This is a genomic window from Anaerosalibacter sp. Marseille-P3206 (genome assembly GCF_900155565.1).
Lineage (GTDB): Bacteria > Bacillota > Clostridia > Tissierellales > Sporanaerobacteraceae > FUHM01.
The window spans coordinates 1,989,260-2,012,145 of sequence record NZ_FUHM01000002.1; the positions used below are offsets into that span (position 1 = coordinate 1,989,260).

Genomic DNA, 22,886 nt, shown 5'->3' on the forward strand with positions numbered 1-22,886 from the left:
TGTACGGACACTTACGAGAAAATAGAATAAAGCTGACCTTAAGGTTCGCTTTATCCTATTCAATTTTCTACTTGTTCTTATCAGAAGGATTTAGGGGTAACCCCTAAGACCCAGTTGAAAATATAAAAGTAAAGGAGAATAATATGACTAATAGATATAGGAATGAAAGGATTGAAATCAAGTTAACCAAGGAAGAAAAAGAAATTTTTAAGAAAAAATTAGAACTGTCCAAATCAAAATCAATGGGCCACTTTATAAGGAAATGCGTTATGGAGGCTCCTATATTTGTAATTGATATGAATGAATTTAGAAGGATACAAACTCTTATAGGAAAGAATTCTAGCAACTTAAATCAGATAGCTAAAAGAGTAAACACTACAGGAATAATTTACAGGGAAGATATTGAGGATTTAAAAAAGGAAAATGATAATATATCGAAAGAGATAATGAAGATACAAAATATCTTGGTGAGAAAATATAGTAGCAACTCCTTGCAGGTGTAAAAAGACAAGAAGTTTGATATAATTATTTAGAGGTGTATTTTAAAAAAGGAGGCAATTATGCTTGATATAAATAAAAAAACACTAAAAGGATATACATTTATAGATTTGTTTGCAGGAATAGGTGGGTTTAGACTTGCCCTTGAATCTTTTGGTGCACAATGTGTTTATTCTAACGAATGGGATAAATATGCTCAGGAAACTTATAACTTGAATTTTAATGAAATACCTGATGGAGATATAACACAGGTAGATGAGAAGAATATTCCAAATCATGATATTTTATGTGCTGGCTTTCCTTGTCAAGCATTTTCTATTAGTGGAAAACAAAAAGGATTTGAAGATAGCAGGGGTACTTTATTTTTTGATGTTGCTAGAATAGTAAAAGAAAAAAAACCTATGGTTGTATTTTTAGAGAATGTGAAAAATTTTGCTACTCATGATGGGGGTAATACATTAAGAGTAGTAAAAGAAACTATGCAAGAACTAGGATACAGTTTTGATTACGAAGTACTAAATCCTATTCATTATGGGGTGCCTCAAAAAAGAGAACGTATTTATATGGTTTGTTTTAGGGAGGATGTCAAAAGAGAAACTTTTATATTTCCTAAACCCATCAAATTAGAAAGATATGTAGAGGACTTCTTACTACCAAATGAAGAAGTTTTAGAGTATATTATTGAAAGGGATGATTTAGTTCTAAACGATAAGGCAAAAACTACCAGAAATTCTAATTCTACAATTCGTGTAGGTAGTGTTGGAAAAGGTGGTCAAGGAGAAAGAATTTACTCCCCTAAAGGTATTGCTATAACATTATCTGCATATGGTGGAGGTATATTTTCTAAAACTGGTGGATATCTAATTGATGGTAAGACTAGAAGACTACATCCTCGTGAATGTGCAAGACTTATGGGTTTCCCTGATACTTATAAATTGCACCCCAATAAAAACCAAGCTTATAAACAATTAGGAAATTCTGTAGTAGTAGATGTTTTGCAGCTTATTACAGAACAAATAGGAGAAGCTTTAAATTGTGAATATAGTGGTATTAAGCAATTAGCTATTATTTAAACCAATAAGAAAATTATCTAATATATTTGGAAAGCCTAGAAGATAGACTTAGTCTAATAATATATAGTGCTTAAACTTTTACCCCCTAAATCTATATAATGATTTAGGGGGGATTTATTACAATCTTGATTTAAATTTTTCTAAATCAAATTTATCTTGATCTTTAATTAATTTAATACTAAAAATAACATTGGGGTTATTTGTATTTGATAGCTTTCTAATTCTGTAAGTATCATCATCATATTTTCTAATCATATAATCGGAGTCTGCTATAGAAAATCTTATGTTATTAATTGACTGAGTTGATTTAATCATGAAGTTATCTAACAGAACAAATTCTATATTCATGTTACTCAATTGATTGAGAACATCATTTTGGCGACTTTTAGGAACATTGCTTGATCCACTTTTTTTAACTCTAAAATTGCAATTTATTTTAAAGTATTGGCTGTACTGTTCAATAGGGAATATTATGAAGTCTTTCTCTTTTGTTATAAAAAATTCTACACCTTGATTCTTATAATTACTAATAATCCAATTGCTAAAAAGATCTTGTGGAAGATATATTTCCTCTCCCCTAGTTCCAGCATTTTCATATTTAGAAAAGTTTTTGTTCATGTGGTCTATAATAAACTGAACATTTTCATCAATTTTACTTTTATTTCTTGGTGAGAATACAAACTCCTTTTTATCAGAATCCGGTAATAAAACAAATTGTCCACTTTGTGCTGAGGGCATCTTTGCTTCAATATAAAAAGACTTTTCATCCTTTTTGTATTCTATATCACTTGTGGTCGAGTCACTGAATCCTAAGTGACTGAAGTAATTTCCGTAGGTTTTATTTAAATAGTCCACGCATTCCAATTCAAATTTTCTCCAATTTTCCATTTACTATTTACCTCCTGAGAGTGTTTTTAATATGGACCTTCCTATTTCTTCAACAACATTTGCTGTCATTGCATTACCTGCTTGCATCAGTAAATGCCTATTAGTTACTTTGTTTTTAACACGGGATACATGTTCGTGGTTAAATCCTTGAAATAATAATGCCTCCGCACCTGTCAAATAATACACCTTTTTATTTTTAACATAGTAAATCCCATCTCTATGTGCCCTTAAAGTTGGCATTCTATTAATATAGAGTCTTAAATCTGACATTCTAGTGTCTACAATTAAATTATCTTGGTTTAAAATATTATTGATATCAAATTTTCCTTTGTTTTTTTCGTTATTAAGATACTTGTAATAGAACCATCTTTTATCATCAGGACTCATCTCATTATCCTCAGGAAATAAGAAATCTGATATATTTACTCTTGCCTTAGGGACAGGCCAAGAAAAATCTTGAGAACCAATATCCAAGTCTTTACGAAAACCAACTATAAAAACCCTTTGTCTCATATGTGGTACTCCATAGTCAATGCTATTGAGAATCTTATAAAATACTGAATATCCAATTTCTGATAATGACACTATTATTTCTTTAAATGTTTTACCACCATCGTGACTTATAAGACCTTTTACATTTTCTAAAATGAATACCAGAGGCTCAGCTTTTTCCAAAATATTCATTAGGTAATAAATAATTTGACCTCTAGGATCTTTAGTTCCTGCTTGTCTTCCTATAACTGAAAAACTTTGACATGGGAATCCAGCTATTAGCAGGTCAAATTTAGGTGATACTTTAGGATCGAATTTTTTTAAATCACCATAATTTTTATCATTTTTGTTTGGAAACAAAAGATCATAAGTAATATTTGCAAGCCTACTAGTATCAGATGATCCTACACATTCAAGGCCACAATTTTCTAACCCCAGTCTTCCTCCTCCGATACCAGAACAAAAGTCAAAAAACGTTTTCAATTCCAAACAATTCACCTCCCTAGGATATATTACTTTTTATTATATCAGCCAATAATTTTAAATTCCAGAGCATACTTGTTTATCTATGGTAAAATAAAATTTATTAAAACAAGTATATTAATATTTATTTGGATCTGAGAATTATTTACGGCAGAAACCTTTATTGATAATTAAAATAATATAGCTGTCAATTTTAATTTATATAATAACATTTGTTACTAAAATATTAAGAAAACACCACGATTACAAAACTGGAGCTAATAAATTATGCAAATAGAAAACTTGTCTTAAGCTGGATTTTTATATATTATAGAACTATAACTTTAAATATAGTAATAAGCAAAATAAAAAGTGTGATAAGCTGTTCTAAGGGATTATCGTTAATTAAATCAAATAATAAGGTTAGAAAACTGCAGAGAGTAATAAAAGCAGTTTTTATAAGATATATGTGGATAGGAGGCACTATGAAAAACTATTTTTGTGAAGTAAATAAAAATTATTCTATCATAAAACAAATCAAAATATCTGTTGTTATATCATTTAGTTTACTTATTTTAGACATCTTGGATATTCCAACAAAACTAATAACTAAATATGATTTCCCTGTGATTCTCTTGATGTCAATAGCTATTGTAATATTAATTGGATTAACTGTAATAGAGAATGGTCTTTTAGATATGTTCAAAATACAATCAATTAATCGTATAGATGCTATAATTTGTGTTAAATTATTTAGCATATTGATATATACAACTTTGATTTATTTAATGGATGAGCTATATCTATATAAATTTATTATATTGGGAGTCTCCTTAGTATTAATTCTGATTATTGGGGCTATTCGTAATTACAAATATAATATAGCTAAAAAGCAATCAAAAGAATATACGTCAAACATAGTGGATCTAAAAGATTTGTATGACGGGAATATTGGAGTGTTAGAGGGAAAGCCCATCTTATTAGATGAAAAGGATGTCGACTATGACTTGCTAAATAGGGGTAAGATAATAAATTATCTATATGATGCTATTATATCAACTAATCCAGATGGCAAATTTGTGATTAGTTTAGAAGGAGAATGGGGCAGTGGTAAGACTACAATAATAAAAAATGTAAAAAGAATGATTCTTCAAGATAATAAAGACGTTGTTGTAATAGATGAATTTGATCCATGGATTTATGGGGATGAGAATACTTTACTATTAAATATGTTTAATTTAATTCTTCAAAAGTCTGGTTTTAAATACAGTAGTTTATTTACAGATAAAATAGCAGAAGACCTATCTGAACTGGTTTTAGGAACAAACAAGAGTAGTTTAATAAAATCTGTTTTCTTTGAAAATAGTGCTGTTAATATGAAATCTAAGATCAATAATTATTTAAAATTTAGCAGGAAAAAATTTGTATTTTTTGTTGATAATATAGATAGAGCAGAAAAAGAAAATGTAATTTTATTGTTTAAACTAGTTGGCAGCATTTTAGATTTTGAAAGAATAACTTATGTATTATCTTTTGATGATAAAAGGGTCAGAGAAATATTCAAAAGGGACTTCAGTATAGACTATGAATACTTAAAGAAAATTATAAATTTACAAATTCGTATTCCAGAAATAGATAAATCTGTTTTATCGAATCTATATGCAACTTCTTTGAAAAAGTTACTAGCTATGTATGGTGAGAGTGAAGAAAATTTAAGTGATTATAATTCCTTTATTAGATTTATCTCTAATAAAAGATTAGATGTAAGAGATTTTAAAAGATTTATAAATTCAGCAGTTAATCTTAGCTTTAAGACTAGACATTTTTTATATAAAAAGGATTTATTAATAATGGAATATATAAAAATGTTCAATTTCCCTTTATATAAGGCCATACATGATAATAAAGAATATTTTATATCTCATGATCAAATGTATGACCACCAAGTTTACAAAGTTATTTATAATAGAGAAAAATTCAATTCTGAAGGAAAAGCCTTTTTGGAGGATTTATTTAGGAATTCAGACAATGAAAATTATAGAGAGATATTAGGGGAAATATTTCCATATGTAAATAAGTATAATAACAGTCAGGACTTAGTATATACTGGGAACATCATATCAAAAGATCCAGATTACATAATTATATCTAAACTAAGAAGAATATCTAGTGCAAAATATTTTGATTTATATTTCACCGAGACAAGCAATGCTTATACAGAAATAGGAAGTATAGTAGAAAACTTTATTAATAAAATTAATAAGCAGCAACCATTAATAAACAAGAATATATTATTAGAAGAGATATTAAGCTCAGTTCATTATTCATATCACAAAGAAATTTTTGAGAGAGTGCAATTATACGTGGATGATTTTGAGCAAGAAAATATATATGATTTTGTAAAGATACTTTTTAATAATGTTGAGGTTATAGATGATTCGCGAGAATTTATGGCTTTAAGTGCCAGAAGTAGGGTGGCAGTAATTATCCACGCCTTATTAAATAAAATTTCAAACCATGAATATGTGAATTTTTTAGAATCTATCATGAAAGAGTATAGTAGATTGAGATTTTTACAAGATGTGTCATATTGGTTCAGCAGTGATAAAGAAAACATTAATATTAATGGTAGAAAAGAATTATTGGAAGAAACTATCAAAAAAATGGCAGAAGATATATTGAAAAATAATATAAATTTGTATGAGGATATCAATTATATGCCAAAAAACATATGGGGCATATATCATGCATATAAAGAAGAACAAGACAAAATTAAGAGTTATATTAAGGTAATTATATGCGAAGCAAATATATTTAGGTTCTTGAATGATATGATAAATATATCTGTTGGAACAGGAGGTTATACATATTCTATTAGTAAAGAAAGTTTAGAAGCTTTCACTAGTAAAGCTGATGTGGATTTAATTTTGAAAAGAGTAGAAGCGAAAACGAGTGATGAGAAATTTGTATTAGAAGTATACAAAGCTTATGATGAAGATATTAAGGATATATGGGGAGACGCAGGAATAGCAATAAGCGAAGAAAAGAAGTTAACATTATAAGATTTATTTATGTAAATAGTTGACCGGAACTGGGACTGGAACGGGTAAAATAAATTATAAATGTATCCAAATCAGATGAATAGAACATAAATGAACTGTTAAATAATGCCTAAATTAAAAGCTTTACCATATACTTGATAATATAAAATAAAGAGTGGGAGTAACACCCAATTTCATCAAGTGTAAACGCAGATGAAATTGATGGTGTTACCCCTGTCAGGGTTGGCGAGACTTATAGCGACCAAAGGGAGCTATAAGTTCGCAACCTACGGCGTGGAGTGATGAACTAGGTTCAGGAGTTAGGAATATTTTCAAATATAATAGAATCTATTCAGGAGCCGATCCAGTATTTATAGAAGAAGATGTATTTAAAACAATAATACCTCTTGTTTCTGAGGCTAATGACCAAGCTTGCATGCAAGCTACCATGCAAGCTGATGAAGATACTGAGAAATTACTTGAATTTTGTACAATACCTAGAACTAGAAATGAAATGCAAGAATTTATGAACTTTAAAAATCGTGATCACTTTAGAAAAAGTATTTTAAACCCTTTGATAAAAGGAGGATTATTAAAATTAACAGTACCAAATAAACCAACAAGTCCAAAACAAAAGTATTATTCTGAAAATAGGTAGATTAGTTGTTGAGATGACTTTCAAACACTAGGGACGGTTCTTTTTGTTTGGAGTTAGAACAAACAAAAACCTGATAATGGCTAGAAGTAGCTGTTATCAGGTTTTTTATATGCTACCATTTATACTAGATATATTTGTTCTTATGATTCAAAACACAAACTACTAACTGTAAAATCTAATACTAATCCAACGGTTTATCAATTAGGAATAGCCAAAAGTTAGTAAGTTAGTGCCGGGGGATTAAAACAGTATACTTAAAACTAATTAAAATTACTTAAAAACATTGCATATTAAATAAATTTATACTATACTTTATAGTAAGGGGTGATTATCATAAAACTTACTATAAAAGAAGCAAGTGAATATTTAGGAGTTGCAAAATCAACTCTAAGAAGATGGGAAGATGAAGGGAAGATAGAGTTTCTTCATCAGATCAAAAAGAAGATTTAGAAAGGCAAATTAAAACAGTAAGTGATTATTGTAGTGCAAGAGGATATCAATTTAAAATAATCAAAGACATAGGAAGTGGCTTAAATTACAATAAAAAAGGGTTAAAAGAACTAATAAAATTAATATGCGAAAGAGAAATTGACAGGATTGTAATTAATTATAAAGACAGATTAATAAGATTTGGATACGACATAATAGAACAAATGTGTGACTTTAATGGTGTTAAAATTGAAATAATAAATTATACAGAAGATAAAACTTATGAAAAAGAACTAGTAGAAGATGTTCTATCAATAATAACAGTATTTTCAGCAAAACTATATGGCAGTAGAAGTCATAAGGCAAAAACAATTCAACAAGAAAACAAGGAACTATTCAAATAGCCGAAGGCGGTGAATGAATGTAATGATATTCAATAGAAAAATAGAAGTTATCTTTACAAAAGAAGATGAGTTAATTCTAGATGGACAATCTAAAATATGTAATTGGCTATACAATTATCTTTTGGAAATGACAATAAAAGATTATAAAGAAAATAATAATGACAAAAAACTCTTGACAGGAAGGAACTTAAGAAATCAAGTTCCAATACTAAAACAAGAGTTTATTTTTTTGAATACAGTACATTCATCACCACTCAAAAACACAGCAATAAGACTGAAAGAAACATACAAAAAATTTTTCAACAATGAAACAGGATATCCTAAATTCAAATCATGGAAAAAACATTGGTTTTCACTATATTATGATGAACCAAACAAAGGCTTTAAACTAATAGAAAACAAAAATTTACAAATAACCTTAGGAATAAATAAAGAAAATAAAAGAATAAAAGTAATAGGAAAACTAAAAGAAAATTTAAATTTAAGAAACACAGACAAAATAAAAAACTTCAGATTATGCAAACAACAAGGCAACAAATTCTATGCAATATTTTGTATAGAAAGAAAAGACATAGACAAAAAAGAAACAAACAAATGGATAGCAATAGACCAAAATCATAAAAACTTCTTTGTAGCCATAGACAATACTGGAGTAAGTTATGAATTTGAAAAACTGCCACAAACAAAATATTGGGACAAAGTAATAGATGAAATAAAATCAAAGAGAGATTTATGCAGCAGAAAATCAAAACTAATAGAAACAGAAACAGGGAGAAGCTATTACCTACCAAGCAAAAGATGGACAAAGCTAAACAATGCATTAGACAATGCTTACCACAAGAGACGAGAACAAATAAAGTCAAGTTGTTATAGCATTGCTAATTGGATAGCAAAAAACTATGACTATGTAGCAATAGGAGACTATACTCCTAGTCTTAATACTGCAACTTATGATAATATGCATAGAAGCATGTTAAATCAAGAAATAATAGGAGAATTTAGAAACATACTAAAATGGGTAATGGAAAGAAGCGGTAAACACTATTCAAAAGTAGACGAAAAAGATACAACTAAAAATTGTTGTATATGTGGAAATAAAGAAAAAAAAGATCCACAGATAAGAGAATTTACATGTCAAAAATGTAAAACTAAATTATCAAGAGATATAAACAGTAGTGTTAATATAGCTAAAAAAGATAAATTATTGTCTGGTTCGGACTATGTTGATTGGGATTTATACAACTCAACATATACAGCTAAATGGAATTTTAAAAAAAGTAAAATTCTATTTACTGGCCATACGTTAGAGAAATCTAATATATGGATGAATTAAATCGAGAAGGTGATACTTCTTGAGCAAAATCTATTTGTATAAATATATTTTGATATATTTGAGTAGGTTTTGTAGAACGGTATTGGCTTGCATTGGTGTTTACTGAAATGTACTCTTTTGCTGGATTATTTATGAGTATGTCAAATACACTAAAAGTTTTGTATCCTATTACAGCTGTATTTACCATTTCTGGCTACTATGACGCATCAACATGGCAAATAATACTTAGTTGCATTAGCCTACTGCTTTGCGGCTGCCTTTCTGCTTTTATACTGAAGGGCCTAAAGCATAGTGAAGAAAGTTGAAATAGGTCAAAGATACAGAAAATTAAAAGTAAAAGTGAAATCCGAAGAAGAAAAAGTAGAAAGTACAGACAAATTTCTTAAGACTATTTGTAAATATTAAAAAGCTAATGAATCAAATTCCATTGACAATGATGATCTATTAGAATTAAAAAAATACTTAGATGAAAAGATAGAAGAAAGAGGTGAATAGGGTGAAAAAATCAGGAAAACCTTTAGTTGTATCATTGATATTAATAATATTATGTACTAGTTTTTTAATAGGTTATGAAACTAAAAAAGAAAAAACCTTGGTAGATGAATTATACAGCTATAAAACTAAATATGTAGGTGATAATTCTAAAGTAGGGGGTATAGTTTCAAAATTAGAATTTCCAAAAGAATATAGTTATAAATCTATGGAGATTTTATCTAAGGAAGAACCCTATGGATTAAAATTATACTTTAATGGAAATGCAAATGAAGTTAATATAGATGATTTTAAATTGGACAGTGCTATATTGTTTTCTTTAATAGACAATTTAGATCATATTATCTATATAGTTGAAGACGATGGTGAAGAAATAGAAATTGAAACTATTACTAGGGCTAATATAGATTCAATCACTATATCTGTTTTAGGTATGAGGACTAGTGAGTTAGGAAGTAGTAAAAACAAATTCACTAAATTAGTAGAATTTTATGAAGAAGTTAAAAATGAGATAGAAGAGGAAAAAGAAGATACAAGTCAAATAATCTAGGATAATTTAAATACAGAAGGTACAGTAAAAATAGAAGATGATAGTCAAGTATTTACAGATAAATATGAAGAAGATTCATTTACAGCCATAGCATTAGATGTAAAGGGAGTTTATGAAAAAGATAATATTTTAAAAATATATGCTGTTGTAGAGAAGAGTGAATTTTTATTATACAATAAAGTTTTAGAAATTAAGTCAACACTTTTCACTTCTCATTCGTCTAATAGATAAAGACATTAAAAAAGGAGGGGCAAATTGATAGATAAATTATACAAGGATTATTATAATAAACTTTTGTGGTATTGTATAAGCCTCTCCAGAAGCAACACTTCTATTGCAGAAGATATAGTGCAGGAGACCTTTATGAGAGCATTGGAAAATGCACATATTCTTAATGACTTGACTGAGTCTCAATGTTGTTCTTGGCTATATAGAACTGCTAAAAATATCTTTATTGATAAGGTAAGGCGTATGGCAAATGAACCTATGATTGAAGAGCCCTTATTTAAAGAAGATGATTTAAGCAAAATTTTAGTAAGTCAATTGTGTGCTCGTTTACCAGAAAAAGAGAGAGCCTTGTTTTGGATGAGGTATATAGAAGGATATACTTCTACTGAGCTTGGTGAGATGTTTAATTTACCGTCATCAACCATAAGGTCAAGATTATCTTCAGCAAGAAAAAAGATGTCTAAAATATATTTTATGCAGAAAGGGAAAGGTGATTGATATGGAAAAGAAAAAATTAGTAATTAATACTGCGATATGTGATGCAAGAAATGTTTCCGAGACAACACTTGAGTCCTATGAAGATATAAATATAAATGCAGCTACTGTTTTAGTTTCTAAAGAAACTAAAGAACTTATGGCAAGATATAATGTAACTATGAATACAGCAGAGGTGACAGAAGTTTCCAAAGAAGCTGAAGTTATGGTTCATAATGGCTCCTATGAAATTACTGATAGTACTATATTATCAAAACCAGTAGTACTAATTGTAAATGGCAGTTTAAATATAGAAACAAGATCTCAAGAAGTATTAGACAAATTTACATTAATTCAAGTAAATGGTTCAGTTTCTTACCCTTCGGATATTAAAGGTAATTTACCTTTAATTAAAGTAAATGGTAGTACAGATTCTTATCCTGGAGATGCCATTAGACTTAAAAGTAAATTAATTATGGATAAGACATTTATCTTAAGAGCAAAAGGCGAAAAATATTATGTAAGAAATAAAGTTATTATTCCAGATAAGGATTTAAATATAGCTTCTTTAAAAGAAATAGGAGCTACATTCATAACAAAAAAGGCTATTATAGCTGAGAGCTTGTTAGAAGAAGCTTTACCTCTTTTTGATGAACATGCAGAAATAAAAACTATACCTGATGGACTCAGTTATACAAATAGCCAAATATTAAATGATGTTTTGATAAGAAAATATGGAGATAAACTATATGTAGATGGAAATTTAATAATAGATCTTGAAAGTGAAAATGCTCTAGATAAACTAACAAGGCTTAAAGTAGAAGGAACTGTATTTATTAATGAGAAATTTATTGATAGGTTTCACAATATAAATCCAGAATATAATGATATAGAAGCAACAAAAGGAGCTAGTATTGGTGATAAAGCCTTTTTAACTATCGATAAACGAAAGTTAAATAAATATACAGAAGGAGTTAGAGTTTTTGATTGCGGTATTGTAAACATAAAAGATGATATAGACCCAGATGAAATAGAAGAAAAATTAGAATTTGTAGACTGTGGAGTTATAAATTGTAGCGAGGAACAGAAAAGTGCTATAGAAACTGTATCAAAAGATGTAGGAATGATTACAGATAGTAAAAAAGGGACAATAGATACATTTAAAGACTTAGTAGGTGGATTTGGATTATTAGATAAAGATACGAAGGTTATCAATGCTGCTAATTATACTATGTAGTTAAATATATTTATAAAACATATTTAACTGAGGATATTTAAGTAAAGAAGTAGTAGTAGAATTTTATGAAGAAGTTAAAAGTGAGATTGAAAATAGGAGTTACCTTATTAGGCATTGGAGAATATGATGAGGAAAATAGTCCGCCAATTCAAGTTAATATGACTAATGGAACGACACAAGAGATAGAATTATCTACTTTTTTTAGTCAAGATGAAAAAATAAATCTTAAGTACCTTTCAAATGCACCATTAGACAGTACAATGGTAGAATCAGTAAATATAAATGGAAAACTTATTAAATTTAAACACTAGCCAAAAATTAGTAAGTTAGTGCCGGGGCAAATATTTATTGAGAATTTTAGTATAGAATTATCAAACAGTCGGGACGGTTCTTTTTGTTTGGAGTAATAGGAAACTAAAACCTGATAATGGCTAAGAATAGCTGTTATCAGGTTTGTTTTTTTGTTGTATGTTCACTATATGATATGATAAAATGTAATACAATACAAATATAAACTTAAAGAACGGATAATGGTGATTGGTACTAACTTTACCTTTAAATCAGAGGATGGTTTGGAGATATTTGTTTACAAATGGGAAACAAGGTATAGTCCTTGATATTGGAATTATGTTAGCTAAAAGAGAAATAAAAAAACATGGTGCTAAGAGTCAGAGCACTAAATTAAACAATTTAATATTTGGGAAATATAACACCTATTTTAAAACTAATAATACTGAGTTTGATTGGTTAAGTAGTGATAGTGATGAAGTGGATAAGTACATAAATGATCCCTATTGTGGCACTATTTTTACTGCAGGATTATTTTAATAACCAAAGATGATTAAGAGTGACCCCCTATATTATCGATACACTTTTATTTTTGAAAAAGTGTATTGCTTTTTTATCAAAATTGTTATATGGTATATTTGAAATTAAATTGTAAGGGGGACATAAAAATGAAAAGAGTAATTGTTTTATTGTTAATAGTAGTTTTAGCTATTTCAATTGTTGGTTGTACACCAAAGGAAGAAGAGGTCATTAAAATGGGATTTGTTCCTATGAAAGATGGAGATTCATTAATAGAATCTGTAGAACCATTGACAGAAATGTTATCTAAGGAACTAGGTGTTAAGGTAGAAGGATTTACTGCTACAAATTATGTAGGAGTAGTAGAAGGATTAGGCTCAGGTCAAGTTGATTTTGGTTTTATTCCACCATTTGCTTATGTATTAGCAAATAAGGAAAGCGATGCAAAAGTTATATTAACAGCATTAAACAAATCAGGAGAGGCAAAATATCGTTCACAATTTCTAGTAAGAAAGGATAGCGGTATAACTAGTTTTTCACACACAAAGGGTAAAAAAGTAGCATTTGTAGATCCATCTTCAACATCTGGATATTTATTTCCAGGGGCACATTTGATAAAAGAAGGAATAGACATAGAAAAAGATATAGAATATGTATATGCTGGAGGGCATGATAAGGCACTTCAATTGCTATTAAATGGTGATGTAGATGTGGCAACTACTTTTGTAGATGCAAGAGATAGATATAAAGAAGATTTTCCAGAAGCTATGGAAAAAACTGAAGTATTAGGCTACACTGATTATATCCCAAATATATCAGTAACTGTTAGAGGAGATATGGAAGAAGAGCTTAAAGAAAAGATAAAAGTTGCATTATTAAATATAGCAAAGACTGAAGAAGGTTCAGAACTTTTAAAGACTTTATTTAATATGTATGGATTTGAAGAGGCAACAGATGCAGATTATGACATTATAAGAACTACAGCAGAGACGATGAATATTGACTTAAAAGAAGCTGAATAGGAGTGGATGTAATGCTTAAAATAGAAGGTTTAACTGTTTCCTATGATGGCAAAACATTAGCAATAGATAATATAAATACAGAAATAAAGCAAGGAGAATTTATAGGTATAATAGGTTCTTCTGGTAGTGGAAAATCTACTTTACTAAAGTCTATAAACTTATTAGTTACACCTTCCAGTGGTAAAGTGTATATAGATGATGTAGACATTATAAAGCTAAATAATTCTCAGCTTAGAAATATAAGAAGACAAATAGGATTTGTTTTTCAAGATTATAACCTAATTGAAAGGTCTACTGTCTTAGAAAATGTATTAATAGGAAGACTTGGATATAAGTCTTCCTTAAAATCTTTTTTCGGATTGTTTAATGATGAAGACTATGAAAGTGCAAGTAATGCATTAAGGCAAGTAGGTTTAAGTAAAAAAATGTTTGAAAGAGCTGAAGAATTAAGTGGAGGACAAAAGCAAAGAGTAGCTATTGCTAAGACTCTTTGTCAAAAACCAAAGATTATTTTAGCAGATGAGCCAGTATCTAGTTTAGATATAGCTACTTCTCAAAATATAATGGATTATTTTAAGGCTATTAATGATAAGAAAAATATTACTATAATGATTAATCTTCATGATGTAAATTTGGCAAAGAAGTACTGTCATAGAATTATAGCTCTTAAAAATGGAAAAATTATATATGATGGGAAAGTAGGTGATTTGAAAGATGAACTCCTTAAAGAATTATATAGCTAAGAATAAACTATATAAAAGCTTATATTTTTTAGGCATTATTATTATTTTGGTTTTTCTTGGATTTAAGGTAGAATTTGATTTTGTTAAACTACATAAAGGTATACCTAGCATGTTTAATCTTTTTGAGAGGATGCTAAAACCAAATATATCTTATGGAGTAGAAGCATTTGACAAACTAATTGAAACAATTCAAATTGCTATAGTATCATCTATTTTAGGAGTATTAGTAGCATTACCTTTTTCTCTTTTAATTGCAGACAATATCACTCCAAATAGGTATGCATCAGCCATACTAAGTGGAGTATTTTCATTTCTTAGAACTATACCAAGTTTAATATGGGCAGCAATTTTAGTAAGTATATTTAGTGTAGGAAAGTTTTCAGGAATAGTTGCTCTTACTATTATTGCATTTTTGATATCATTAAAATTATTTAGAGAATATATTGAAGCAATTAAAGAAAATCAATTAAATTCAATCAGATCAGTGGGTGCAAATTCTATACAAGTTTTAAGGTATTGTGTTTTACCCCGTATATTGGAATTATCTATTTCTGTTTTTTTTATTGTACTTGAGACAAATATCCGCAGTGCAACTATTTTAGGATTAGTTGGTGCTGGAGGAATAGGCCAGATCATGTGGAGGGATTTAAATCATCTCAGATATGACAATTTATCAACATTAATATTAATTTTATTTTTTACAATTTTGATTATAGATTTACTGAGTTTATTTGTTAGAAAATATCTTATAAAAAAAACTATAAGATTTAAAACTATTAATACCTATAAAAAACTTCAGGTATTTAAGATTTTTTATATACCTATTTTAGTGATAATATTATTTATATTTGCTTTTAGATCTTTGAATATTACCTATGATAGATTTATATTAGGATTGGGTCAGGGTAAAGATGTTATATCGAGAATGATAAGAATAGACCCTACTTGTTTTCCTAAGCTTATAGAGGGAATATTAGAAAGCTTTTTTATAGCAGTATTTGCAACAATAGTAGGAGGATTATTTGCTTTAGTTCTTTCATATTTAACAGCATACAATACATCACCTAATAAAGGAATATCTATATTTTTAAAGGGAGTTATAAATATTTTAAGGACATTTCCACCAATAGTAACAGCAATAATTTTTTTTAGAGGAGTAGGACCAGGGCCCATGGCTGGAGCTATGGCTCTTAGCATCTATACGACAGGTGTGCTTACCAAAATGTATAGTGAAGTACTGGAAAGTGAAGGGAAAAACATACAAGATAGTATAATAACAACAGGAGCAACTAATCTGCAGTCCTATAGACATGGACTACTACTTCATACATTTCCAACTTTTATTAGCTTGGCATTATACAGATTAGAATCAAACATTAGAAATTCTACTATTTTAGGAGTAATCGGCGCAGGTGGAATAGGCACTACCTTAGTTATGAATATAACCTGGAGAAACTGGGAAAAAGTAGGTTTTCTACTTCTTGGTATATCAATAATGATAATAATAATAGATAAATTAAGCCAACTCAAACGGTAGGGACGAAATCTACTCCTAAAAAATAAAAAGTCCGAGCATTTTATTATTATGCTCGGACTTTTGGATTGAAGCCTTTTTTATCTTAACATGCCATATAAATTCTTAGGATTTTCTAGTACTGGTACAAGAGTTTGTGGTTTGCCTATATTTTCATCTTTTGCAATGTCATAAAGTAATCTTAACATTGAAAAGTCTTCTAAAGCGAAACCTACTGAGTCGAAAATAGTTATTTCATCAGGTTTTCTGTCTATAGGCTTTCCAGTTTTAATTACATTACAAATTTCAGTAACTTTAAAATCTTCATCCATATGTTGAATTTCTCCTTCTACACGACTTTGAGGTTCAAATTCAACATATACATCTCCCATATGAAGAACTTTTGAATCAAGTTCTGTTTTTCCTGGGCAATCTCCACCAACGCCGTTTATGTGTACACCTGGTTCAACCATATCAGGTGTAAGAATTGTAGCGTATTTCTTGTCTGCGGTAACAGTTGTTATAATGTCAACACCTTTACATGCTTCTTTTGTGCTGTTACATTTTATTAACTTTAGATTTTTTACATCTTTTAGATTATCCATCAATTTGTCAGTAGCAGCTGGGTCTACATCATAGCAATAAATTTCTTCTACTCCTAATATGTGATGAAAACCAAGTGCTTGGAATTCACTTTGGCAACCATTTCCGATTAATGCCATTTTCTTTGGATTAGGTTTAGCCAAATACTTTGCAGCCATTACTGAATTAGCTGCTGTACGAATAGCAGTTGTTAATGTCAATTCGCTTAAAAGCAATGGAAATCCAGTTGATACTTCTGCTAAAAGCCCGATACCCATTACTGTTAAATAGTTATGTTTAGGATTTTCTGGATGTCCATTTACATATTTAAATGAATAAGTCTTTGAATCACCTACAGGCATTAATTCGAGAACACCTACATCGCTGTGATGTGCAGTTCTAGGAATTTTATGGAAATCTTCCCAACGTCCATAGTCATCTTCCAAATATGGAATTAGACGTTCCATAATATTTTCTACACCAACTGATTTTAAATATTTTGCCATGGTAGGCAAATCAATGTACTTTGTTTGTAATTTTCCCATATTTAACACACCTTTCATATAATTTTTTATTTAAGATTAATCTTTCGGCCGAAGAAAGTTGTAAAAACTATAAGTGTAAATAATGATGAACTTTCATAATCTTGAAAATGTTCATTCAAAACTTACAATTACAATGTACCATGGCATTTACAACAATGCAAACGTTTTACGGTTTATTGATATATATACAAAAATAATATAATCTAATGTCCAAAATCGTATTTTTAATGCAATTATAAACAATGGTTATATTAACTTTTTTTGCAGCTCTGTTTTTTTGCGGAAATCGCTGGGAGTCATTTTTTGATATTTATAAAAATTTCTTGTAAAGGTCTTAGTGTTATTAAATCCTACCTCATATGCAATATCTGAAATTAAGTTTCCAGTGTTTAGAAGTAATTCGCAAGCTTGATTGATTCTGATAAAATTTAAAAAGTCTTCAAAACTTTTTTCAACTTGATACTTTAAAATTTGGTTGAGTTCTACCACAGTAATGTTAAAATTTTCAGCAACTGAATTTACGGTGATATCTTCATTGTATCTATTGAATATATATGAGATAATCTGATATGGTTTTTTACTTCTTTTGATTTTACATATTTCATTTATCTTACTATAAGTTTTTCGATAATCTTTTGCCTTTATGCCGACCTTTCTACTAAAAATTTTTGAAACGTGGGAAGCATCTACATAGCCTAGTACTTTATCGACTTCATCAAGTGTTAAATCAGTATATAATAAAAAGTTTATAGTTTTTGCAACACGCATCTCAGCTATTAATTCGGAGTAAGAAAAACCAACCGTATCATAGATGTATTTACTTATAGCAGATTCACTCATATAAAATATATTTGATAGTTGTTTTAATGTGACTTTTTCACTCAAGTGCATATAAATATATTGAAATATTTCTATTTTGCACGGAACATTCTCTTGAATCTTGTTTTTTTCTTTTTTATCAATTGCACGATAAAAGGTTACTAATATTTCAATAATGAGAGAATTTAGAAAAATTGGGCTGAGATTGTCATTATGCGATTTTGAAATATTAGCAGACTTAACTCCAATTTCTTTACTAATTTTTCGACATATATTTTCAACTAGCATTGCTGTATCCTGATCGCAATATACAGCGTTGTTGGTTGAAATTGCATTGATTAAATCCACATCTTCATTCAAAACATTAAAAAGTTTTTTGATTATACTATTTATAATGTCAAATTTGTAAACAATCAAATAATATCTCAAAGGTTCTTCAACTTCTATAATCTCAGAATATTGCCAAGGCAGTATTGCAATCAGTGCACCCTTATTAAGATTGAAAACATTTCCTTGAATTAAAATTTTGCCTTTTCCTTCGAGAATATACAAAAAACGAGATTGTTGATGGAGAAGTGCCTTGGTAGGTTTGTCTATAAATTCAATATCAATAGCACAAATAGAAGTTTCATCAAATGTTTGACAATTTGTAGATTGTACTGCTATATATTCTTCATGTTTACGGTTTTTATCCATATATAATTTTCACACTCCTTTCTTAAATAAAAAAACCCAAAAAAGGATCCTTTCTTTCGGTATCCCTTCATGGGTTTCGTTATAGTTAAAAACTTAACATTAAAGCCTTCATAGCTTCTTTTTCACCATAAATATTATCATGTTTTTTTTACAATGTCAAAGCACAAACAGTAGGTAAACAGTAATGTTGATTTAATATTAAAAAATATACAAGAATTAAGAAATTATTTGTCCCAACAAAACAGTAGTAATATTTTTTGTTTGGAATTAGTGGTATTGTAAATATGAAAGATGATATAGACCCAGATGAAATAGAAGAAAAATTAGAATTTGTAGAATGTAAAGTTATAAAATTATTTATGATGTATAATATCTTTGAGGTGATTAAATGAGAATATTTTTACTAGAAGATGATGATTATAGCATCCTTAGAGATGAGTTATATAAGATTATAGTAAATTTAAAATCTTTAGAAGAAGAATCACAAAGGCAAAATCTAATCTAAAGAAAGATTTATCAAATATAGCCCATCAACTTAAAACACCTATAATCTCAATAGGATTTATGGCAGAGTTAATTAAAACAGATAAAGAAAATACAGATATATACTTAGAAAAATTGTATTTAGAATTAGATAGACTTAAAAACTTTACAGAAGTACTTTTAAAGCTATCTAAAGTAAATTCAAATACTATAGTTTTAGAAGAAAGTTTTGGCTCTAAAGCAAAGACTAAATTATTTAAAATGGATGATAATGCTTTTTCCACTATTAAATCCTGGCTAAAACAAGGACGGCTACCTGAAGATGGAGAAATAATAATAAGTAATGATATGGCTAGAGAAATTGGAAAAACTGTAGGAGATAGTATTAAATTTGGAGGAAACACCTACAATATTGCAGGAATTATTATGATACAACTTATGAATATCAAGAATTTTACAATATATTTTTAAATGTAAATCAAAACAGCCTTTTAAATAGTGAAGAAGAACTTTCATTTTTGATCCTTTTTCAAGAAGCCTATTTGTTTTTTGTAATAGAAAGAAAGATAAAATTAAAATATTAGAATGGGATATAAATGGGTTTTGGGTCTACTTCAAAAGATAAGAGTAGAAAGGGAACGGGCTAAGATTTTAGAGGAATAAAAATAGTAGAATAGTGGGGACGAGGAACCTTTTCCTCTGTCCCTTTATGAATCAATGAAACCTTTTTTACGCCAATTACCTTTCTTAAAGAAAATAATAGTTATAATTGCTCCTATCGTCCAAGACATAAGTAGAGAAATAAAAATGGATTCAGGCCTTCCTGTAGGATATGCTTTACTTCTAGTCAAATAAGCAATACCATAGGCTATTGGAACACGAACAAGAACTGTTGTAAATAGTGAAATCCACATTGGAGTCATAGTATCACCAGCACCACGCATTACACCAGATAGACTTTGTGTTATTGCCATTGCAATATAGCCCACTGCAAGGATTCTCATCATGTGTACACTTAAATCAACTAATTCTTTAGTGTCAGTAAAAACACCCATAAGATATTTACCAAAAATCAAAAGTAAAATGGTTATTGTAGTAGAAATTCCTACAGCAATCATAGTACCTTCCTTGGTACCTCTTTCTACTCTATCTATTTTTCTAGCTCCTATATTTTGACCAGCATATGTTGTCATTGCACTACCAAATGAGAAGTTTGGCATCATGGCAAATCCATCTACACGCATTATAATTACGTTAGCGGCTATGACCATTTCACCGAAACTATTAGTCAATGATTGTACTATAATCATTGCAAGAGAAAAAATAGCTTGTGTTAATCCTGATGGCAAACCAAGTTTTATTAGTCTATGAGAATATTCCTTATTTAGTTTCAACATTTTCAGATTTAAATCAAAACTGCTTTTAGATTTCATTAATTTTATAATAGATAGAATCGCTGAAAAACCTTGTGCAATAATAGTTGCAAATGCAACTCCAGGAACGCCCATATTAAACTTAGCAACAAAGATAATATCAAGTACTACATTTAAAGCAGTAGAAATCAGTAAAAAAATAAGAGCTGAGATTGAATCTCCAAGTCCTCTTAAAACTCCAGATAGTATATTAAAATAAGCAAATCCTGCAATTCCAATAAAAAAGATGGTTAAATAGTCTGTGCACCAATCTATAATAGATTTTGGTGTCTTAAGAAGTGAAAGTAATGGACGAGCAATAATTGGTCCAATAATCATAATTGCTATTGAGGCTATAGCTGTCAGTGATAAACAGACACCAATAGTGTGGGATAGTTTTTCTCGATCTTTAGCTCCAAAATATTGAGCTACCATTATACTAGCTCCTACAGAAATCCCTACAAATAGTACTAGCAAAAGATTTAATATTGGAGAAGCACTACCAACTGCGGCAAGGGCGTTGTCACCAACATATCTCCCTACAATAATTGAATCAGCAGTATTATATAATTGCTGAGCAACATTTCCTATTAACATAGGTATTGCAAACTCTATAATTCGCTTCCAGGGAGGACCTTCTGTAAGATCCTTCGGGGCGAATAATTCTTGTAAATTTTCCATATTTGTCCCTCCGAAAATTAAGATATATTTAAAATTATATCATAATTTTAAATAGTTGAGATAGTTTTTTTAGAGTTGCTATAATTAAATTGTAAATTATTTTTCCTGTTTTCATGTTAGAATGGATAATAATACATGATAAAAAGGAGAGGGAGAAACTAATTATGAAAAAAGCTATGGAATCAGCTGGAATTGTACTATTAACAGGAGGAAAATTATATGGAATTTCCAAGAGCAGTAGAATCTCATAAAGAAAATATACCTATGCAAAATTTTTTAAAGAAGGCTGGATTTCAATATTGTGGTATAATTTATTTAGAAAACAGTGATAAAAGAATAGCTTTTGAAAAGATAATAAAAGGGATTTAAAAATTTTGACATTAATAAGAATGTATGATAATATTCTAACATAACTTAAGCTATGAAAGCTTTGGTGTAAAACTTTTTAAAATGATAAAAACCCATGAAGGGCTACCGTATGAAACGGGTCTATTCGTGGGTTTTTCTTTGTTGAATATTTGTTATAATTGGGGATATTTGAGACTATAAAAAACTTGACATTATTGAATAAAATGGATATTATATAAACGAAAAAGGAGGGTAAATATGAATAAATTACCTAAGATAAAATCAAAAGGGACATTAACTGAAAGGACAATCGAAATTTTAAAAGATGCTATTGTAAATCTTGAATTAAAACCAGGGCAACTAATAAAAGAAGAAGAGATAGCTGAACAGATAGGTGTATCTAGAACTCCTATTAGAGCAGCTATTGATCGGCTTGTATACGAAGGATTACTTGTAGTTATTCCAGGCAAAGGTACTTTTGTAACAGAATTAACTCATAAACAAGTTGACGATCTATTGAGTGTTAGAAAATTATTAGAAGGTCTTTCTATTGAATTAGCAGCAACTTTGAGAACAGAAGAAGATTTAAAAAATATAAGATATTTATTACATAAACAAGAAGAAGCATTAAGAGGAGAGTTTAAGAGTAAGAAGGTTTTTTTAGATGTGGATTCAGAATTACATAATTACATAGCTAGTATTAGTAAAAATGAATATTTGCAAAAACAATTATCAATTATTATTATGAATTCTAGACGTTTTTTAAATGCTACAACAGAAGATACATTTTTCTTAGAGGTTATAGAGGAGCATAAAGAATTATACAAATGTATAGAAGATCAAAAACCAGAAAAAGCAAAAGAATATATGCAAAAGCATATTGATAATATTAAAATTCGTATGATTAAAAGTTTAAATATCTAAGGCATTAGGAAAATCAACAATATTATTTAATTGTTAATAGTTTGTGAATATT

The 22,886-nt window shown here is 28.9% G+C and carries 27 protein-coding genes; 21 read left to right on the forward strand and 6 right to left on the reverse strand.

The window, feature by feature from the left end; genetic code table 11:
* Positions 1-143: 143 nt before the first annotated feature.
* Together mobC and BQ9840_RS11005 are read left to right on the forward strand one after the other, a co-directional pair.
* Positions 144-503 carry a plasmid mobilization protein gene (gene mobC / locus BQ9840_RS11000; RefSeq protein ID WP_077369832.1) on the forward strand — a complete coding sequence of 120 codons (360 nt, stop codon included), beginning with the start codon at positions 144-146 and terminating at the stop codon, positions 501-503.
* Positions 504-560: 57 nt separating this feature from the next.
* A complete protein-coding gene (locus tag BQ9840_RS11005; protein WP_077369833.1) occupies positions 561-1,571 on the forward strand; it encodes a DNA cytosine methyltransferase in 1,011 nt (336 codons plus the stop codon).
* Positions 1,572-1,688: 117 nt separating this feature from the next.
* On the opposite strand, the gene BQ9840_RS11010 is transcribed toward BQ9840_RS11005, so the two are convergent.
* Positions 1,689-2,459 carry a hypothetical protein gene (locus BQ9840_RS11010; protein ID WP_077369834.1) on the reverse strand — a complete coding sequence of 257 codons (771 nt, stop codon included), beginning with the start codon at positions 2,457-2,459 and terminating at the stop codon, positions 1,689-1,691.
* A 3-nt stretch (positions 2,460-2,462) separates the two neighbouring features.
* Positions 2,463-3,440 (reverse strand): DNA cytosine methyltransferase, encoded by a 978-nt coding sequence (locus tag BQ9840_RS11015; protein ID WP_077369835.1) that lies wholly within the window; start codon positions 3,438-3,440, stop codon positions 2,463-2,465.
* Between the two features lie 458 nt (positions 3,441-3,898).
* Between BQ9840_RS11015 and BQ9840_RS11020 the strand changes: the two genes are divergently transcribed.
* The 5 genes from BQ9840_RS11020 (at position 3,899) to BQ9840_RS11035 (ending at position 9,278) form a co-directional block, all read left to right on the forward strand.
* Positions 3,899-6,475, forward strand: a complete 2,577-nt coding sequence (locus tag BQ9840_RS11020) for a KAP family P-loop NTPase fold protein (RefSeq protein WP_159436159.1) — start codon at positions 3,899-3,901, stop codon at positions 6,473-6,475.
* Positions 6,476-6,890: 415 nt separating this feature from the next.
* The gene (locus BQ9840_RS11025) at positions 6,891-7,112 is read left to right on the forward strand and encodes a Fic family protein (protein WP_077369837.1); all 222 of its coding nucleotides are present in this window, start codon (positions 6,891-6,893) and stop codon (positions 7,110-7,112) included.
* Positions 7,113-7,436: 324 nt separating this feature from the next.
* Complete coding sequence (locus BQ9840_RS13115) at positions 7,437-7,562, forward strand: excisionase family DNA-binding protein (RefSeq protein ID WP_369800170.1); 126 nt, start codon at positions 7,437-7,439, stop codon at positions 7,560-7,562.
* A gap of 8 nt (positions 7,563-7,570) precedes the next feature.
* Positions 7,571-7,945 (forward strand): IS607 family transposase, encoded by a 375-nt coding sequence (locus tag BQ9840_RS11030; protein WP_369800224.1) that lies wholly within the window; start codon positions 7,571-7,573, stop codon positions 7,943-7,945.
* Positions 7,946-7,958: 13 nt separating this feature from the next.
* Positions 7,959-9,278 (forward strand): RNA-guided endonuclease InsQ/TnpB family protein, encoded by a 1,320-nt coding sequence (locus BQ9840_RS11035; protein WP_200804926.1) that lies wholly within the window; start codon positions 7,959-7,961, stop codon positions 9,276-9,278.
* On the opposite strand, the gene BQ9840_RS12620 is transcribed toward BQ9840_RS11035, so the two are convergent.
* A complete protein-coding gene (locus BQ9840_RS12620) occupies positions 9,259-9,465 on the reverse strand; it encodes a hypothetical protein (protein WP_159436160.1) in 207 nt (68 codons plus the stop codon). The two genes, BQ9840_RS11035 and BQ9840_RS12620, sit on opposite strands and share 20 nt — an antisense overlap.
* A 309-nt stretch (positions 9,466-9,774) precedes the next feature.
* On the opposite strand from BQ9840_RS12620, the gene BQ9840_RS11045 reads away from it, so the two are divergent.
* The 8 genes from BQ9840_RS11045 (at position 9,775) to phnE (ending at position 16,368) form a co-directional block, all read left to right on the forward strand.
* On the forward strand, positions 9,775-10,320 hold the full coding sequence (locus BQ9840_RS11045) for a DUF4825 domain-containing protein (RefSeq protein ID WP_159436161.1): 546 nt from the start codon (positions 9,775-9,777) through the stop codon (positions 10,318-10,320).
* 255 nt (positions 10,321-10,575) lie between these two features.
* Positions 10,576-11,046 carry an RNA polymerase sigma factor gene (locus BQ9840_RS11050; RefSeq protein ID WP_077369839.1) on the forward strand — a complete coding sequence of 157 codons (471 nt, stop codon included), beginning with the start codon at positions 10,576-10,578 and terminating at the stop codon, positions 11,044-11,046.
* A gap of 1 nt (position 11,047) precedes the next feature.
* Positions 11,048-12,259, forward strand: a complete 1,212-nt coding sequence (locus tag BQ9840_RS11055) for a hypothetical protein (protein WP_077369840.1) — start codon at positions 11,048-11,050, stop codon at positions 12,257-12,259.
* A 65-nt stretch (positions 12,260-12,324) separates the two neighbouring features.
* Positions 12,325-12,570: a hypothetical protein gene (locus tag BQ9840_RS11060; RefSeq protein ID WP_077369841.1), complete on the forward strand. Its 246-nt coding sequence runs from the start codon at positions 12,325-12,327 to the stop codon at positions 12,568-12,570.
* A gap of 256 nt (positions 12,571-12,826) precedes the next feature.
* Positions 12,827-13,087, forward strand: coding sequence for a hypothetical protein (locus BQ9840_RS11065; RefSeq protein ID WP_159436162.1), 261 nt, complete (start codon positions 12,827-12,829; stop codon positions 13,085-13,087).
* A 128-nt stretch (positions 13,088-13,215) separates the two neighbouring features.
* Positions 13,216-14,088: a phosphate/phosphite/phosphonate ABC transporter substrate-binding protein gene (locus BQ9840_RS11070; RefSeq protein ID WP_077369843.1), complete on the forward strand. Its 873-nt coding sequence runs from the start codon at positions 13,216-13,218 to the stop codon at positions 14,086-14,088.
* Positions 14,089-14,099: 11 nt separating this feature from the next.
* A complete protein-coding gene (gene phnC / locus BQ9840_RS11075) occupies positions 14,100-14,831 on the forward strand; it encodes a phosphonate ABC transporter ATP-binding protein (protein ID WP_077369844.1) in 732 nt (243 codons plus the stop codon).
* Positions 14,803-16,368: a phosphonate ABC transporter, permease protein PhnE gene (phnE, locus tag BQ9840_RS11080; protein WP_077369845.1), complete on the forward strand. Its 1,566-nt coding sequence runs from the start codon at positions 14,803-14,805 to the stop codon at positions 16,366-16,368. The genes phnC and phnE overlap by 29 nt, the downstream gene beginning before the upstream one ends.
* 77 nt (positions 16,369-16,445) lie before the next feature.
* Here the strand turns inward: phnE and BQ9840_RS11085 are convergent, their stop codons facing one another.
* Positions 16,446-17,471, reverse strand: coding sequence for an ornithine cyclodeaminase (locus BQ9840_RS11085; protein WP_077369846.1), 1,026 nt, complete (start codon positions 17,469-17,471; stop codon positions 16,446-16,448).
* A gap of 246 nt (positions 17,472-17,717) precedes the next feature.
* The gene (locus tag BQ9840_RS11090) at positions 17,718-18,986 is read right to left on the reverse strand and encodes a helix-turn-helix domain-containing protein (protein WP_077369847.1); all 1,269 of its coding nucleotides are present in this window, start codon (positions 18,984-18,986) and stop codon (positions 17,718-17,720) included.
* A gap of 257 nt (positions 18,987-19,243) precedes the next feature.
* On the opposite strand from BQ9840_RS11090, the gene BQ9840_RS12980 reads away from it, so the two are divergent.
* The 3 genes from BQ9840_RS12980 to tnpB all read left to right on the forward strand — a co-directional run bounded on the left by BQ9840_RS12980 (position 19,244) and on the right by tnpB (position 20,094).
* The gene (locus BQ9840_RS12980) at positions 19,244-19,378 is read left to right on the forward strand and encodes a hypothetical protein (RefSeq protein WP_255371035.1); all 135 of its coding nucleotides are present in this window, start codon (positions 19,244-19,246) and stop codon (positions 19,376-19,378) included.
* A 130-nt stretch (positions 19,379-19,508) separates the two neighbouring features.
* Complete coding sequence (locus BQ9840_RS11095) at positions 19,509-19,940, forward strand: histidine kinase dimerization/phospho-acceptor domain-containing protein (RefSeq protein ID WP_255371049.1); 432 nt, start codon at positions 19,509-19,511, stop codon at positions 19,938-19,940.
* Between the two features lie 43 nt (positions 19,941-19,983).
* Positions 19,984-20,094 carry an IS66 family insertion sequence element accessory protein TnpB gene (gene tnpB / locus BQ9840_RS13120; RefSeq protein ID WP_077370167.1) on the forward strand — a complete coding sequence of 37 codons (111 nt, stop codon included), beginning with the start codon at positions 19,984-19,986 and terminating at the stop codon, positions 20,092-20,094.
* 82 nt (positions 20,095-20,176) lie between these two features.
* On the opposite strand, the gene BQ9840_RS11105 is transcribed toward tnpB, so the two are convergent.
* Positions 20,177-21,562 carry an MATE family efflux transporter gene (locus BQ9840_RS11105; protein ID WP_077369849.1) on the reverse strand — a complete coding sequence of 462 codons (1,386 nt, stop codon included), beginning with the start codon at positions 21,560-21,562 and terminating at the stop codon, positions 20,177-20,179.
* A 113-nt stretch (positions 21,563-21,675) separates the two neighbouring features.
* On the opposite strand from BQ9840_RS11105, the gene BQ9840_RS12625 reads away from it, so the two are divergent.
* The 3 genes from BQ9840_RS12625 (at position 21,676) to BQ9840_RS11110 (ending at position 22,834) form a co-directional block, all read left to right on the forward strand.
* Positions 21,676-21,813 (forward strand): hypothetical protein, encoded by a 138-nt coding sequence (locus BQ9840_RS12625; protein ID WP_159436163.1) that lies wholly within the window; start codon positions 21,676-21,678, stop codon positions 21,811-21,813.
* The gene (locus tag BQ9840_RS12630; protein ID WP_159436164.1) at positions 21,782-21,931 is read left to right on the forward strand and encodes a hypothetical protein; all 150 of its coding nucleotides are present in this window, start codon (positions 21,782-21,784) and stop codon (positions 21,929-21,931) included. The genes BQ9840_RS12625 and BQ9840_RS12630 overlap by 32 nt, the downstream gene beginning before the upstream one ends.
* 237 nt (positions 21,932-22,168) lie before the next feature.
* Entirely contained in the window at positions 22,169-22,834 is a 666-nt protein-coding gene (locus BQ9840_RS11110) for a GntR family transcriptional regulator (RefSeq protein ID WP_077369850.1), read from the forward strand.
* Positions 22,835-22,886 lie beyond the last annotated feature (52 nt).

Bases quoted from the DNA above. Each gene is read 5' to 3' on its own strand.
- phnE (WP_077369845.1), top strand. From the start codon at position 14,803: ATGAACTCCTTAAAGAATTATATAGCTAAGAATAAACTATATAAAAGC.
- BQ9840_RS11010 (WP_077369834.1), bottom strand. From the start codon at position 2,459: ATGGAAAATTGGAGAAAATTTGAATTGGAATGCGTGGACTATTTAAAT.
- BQ9840_RS11005 (WP_077369833.1), top strand. From the start codon at position 561: ATGCTTGATATAAATAAAAAAACACTAAAAGGATATACATTTATAGAT.
- BQ9840_RS11065 (WP_159436162.1), top strand. From the start codon at position 12,827: ATGGTTTGGAGATATTTGTTTACAAATGGGAAACAAGGTATAGTCCTT.
- BQ9840_RS11055 (WP_077369840.1), top strand. From the start codon at position 11,048: ATGGAAAAGAAAAAATTAGTAATTAATACTGCGATATGTGATGCAAGA.
- mobC (WP_077369832.1), top strand. From the start codon at position 144: ATGACTAATAGATATAGGAATGAAAGGATTGAAATCAAGTTAACCAAG.
- BQ9840_RS12630 (WP_159436164.1), top strand. From the start codon at position 21,782: ATGGAATTTCCAAGAGCAGTAGAATCTCATAAAGAAAATATACCTATG.
- phnC (WP_077369844.1), top strand. From the start codon at position 14,100: ATGCTTAAAATAGAAGGTTTAACTGTTTCCTATGATGGCAAAACATTA.
- BQ9840_RS12625 (WP_159436163.1), top strand. From the start codon at position 21,676: ATGTTAGAATGGATAATAATACATGATAAAAAGGAGAGGGAGAAACTA.
- BQ9840_RS11020 (WP_159436159.1), top strand. From the start codon at position 3,899: ATGAAAAACTATTTTTGTGAAGTAAATAAAAATTATTCTATCATAAAA.
- BQ9840_RS11025 (WP_077369837.1), top strand. From the start codon at position 6,891: ATGCAAGCTACCATGCAAGCTGATGAAGATACTGAGAAATTACTTGAA.
- BQ9840_RS11090 (WP_077369847.1), bottom strand. From the start codon at position 18,986: ATGGATAAAAACCGTAAACATGAAGAATATATAGCAGTACAATCTACA.
- BQ9840_RS11085 (WP_077369846.1), bottom strand. From the start codon at position 17,471: ATGGGAAAATTACAAACAAAGTACATTGATTTGCCTACCATGGCAAAA.
- BQ9840_RS11035 (WP_200804926.1), top strand. From the start codon at position 7,959: ATGAATGTAATGATATTCAATAGAAAAATAGAAGTTATCTTTACAAAA.
- BQ9840_RS11105 (WP_077369849.1), bottom strand. From the start codon at position 21,562: ATGGAAAATTTACAAGAATTATTCGCCCCGAAGGATCTTACAGAAGGT.
- BQ9840_RS12620 (WP_159436160.1), bottom strand. From the start codon at position 9,465: ATGGTAAATACAGCTGTAATAGGATACAAAACTTTTAGTGTATTTGAC.
- BQ9840_RS11060 (WP_077369841.1), top strand. From the start codon at position 12,325: ATGAAGAAGTTAAAAGTGAGATTGAAAATAGGAGTTACCTTATTAGGC.
- BQ9840_RS11070 (WP_077369843.1), top strand. From the start codon at position 13,216: ATGAAAAGAGTAATTGTTTTATTGTTAATAGTAGTTTTAGCTATTTCA.
- BQ9840_RS11110 (WP_077369850.1), top strand. From the start codon at position 22,169: ATGAATAAATTACCTAAGATAAAATCAAAAGGGACATTAACTGAAAGG.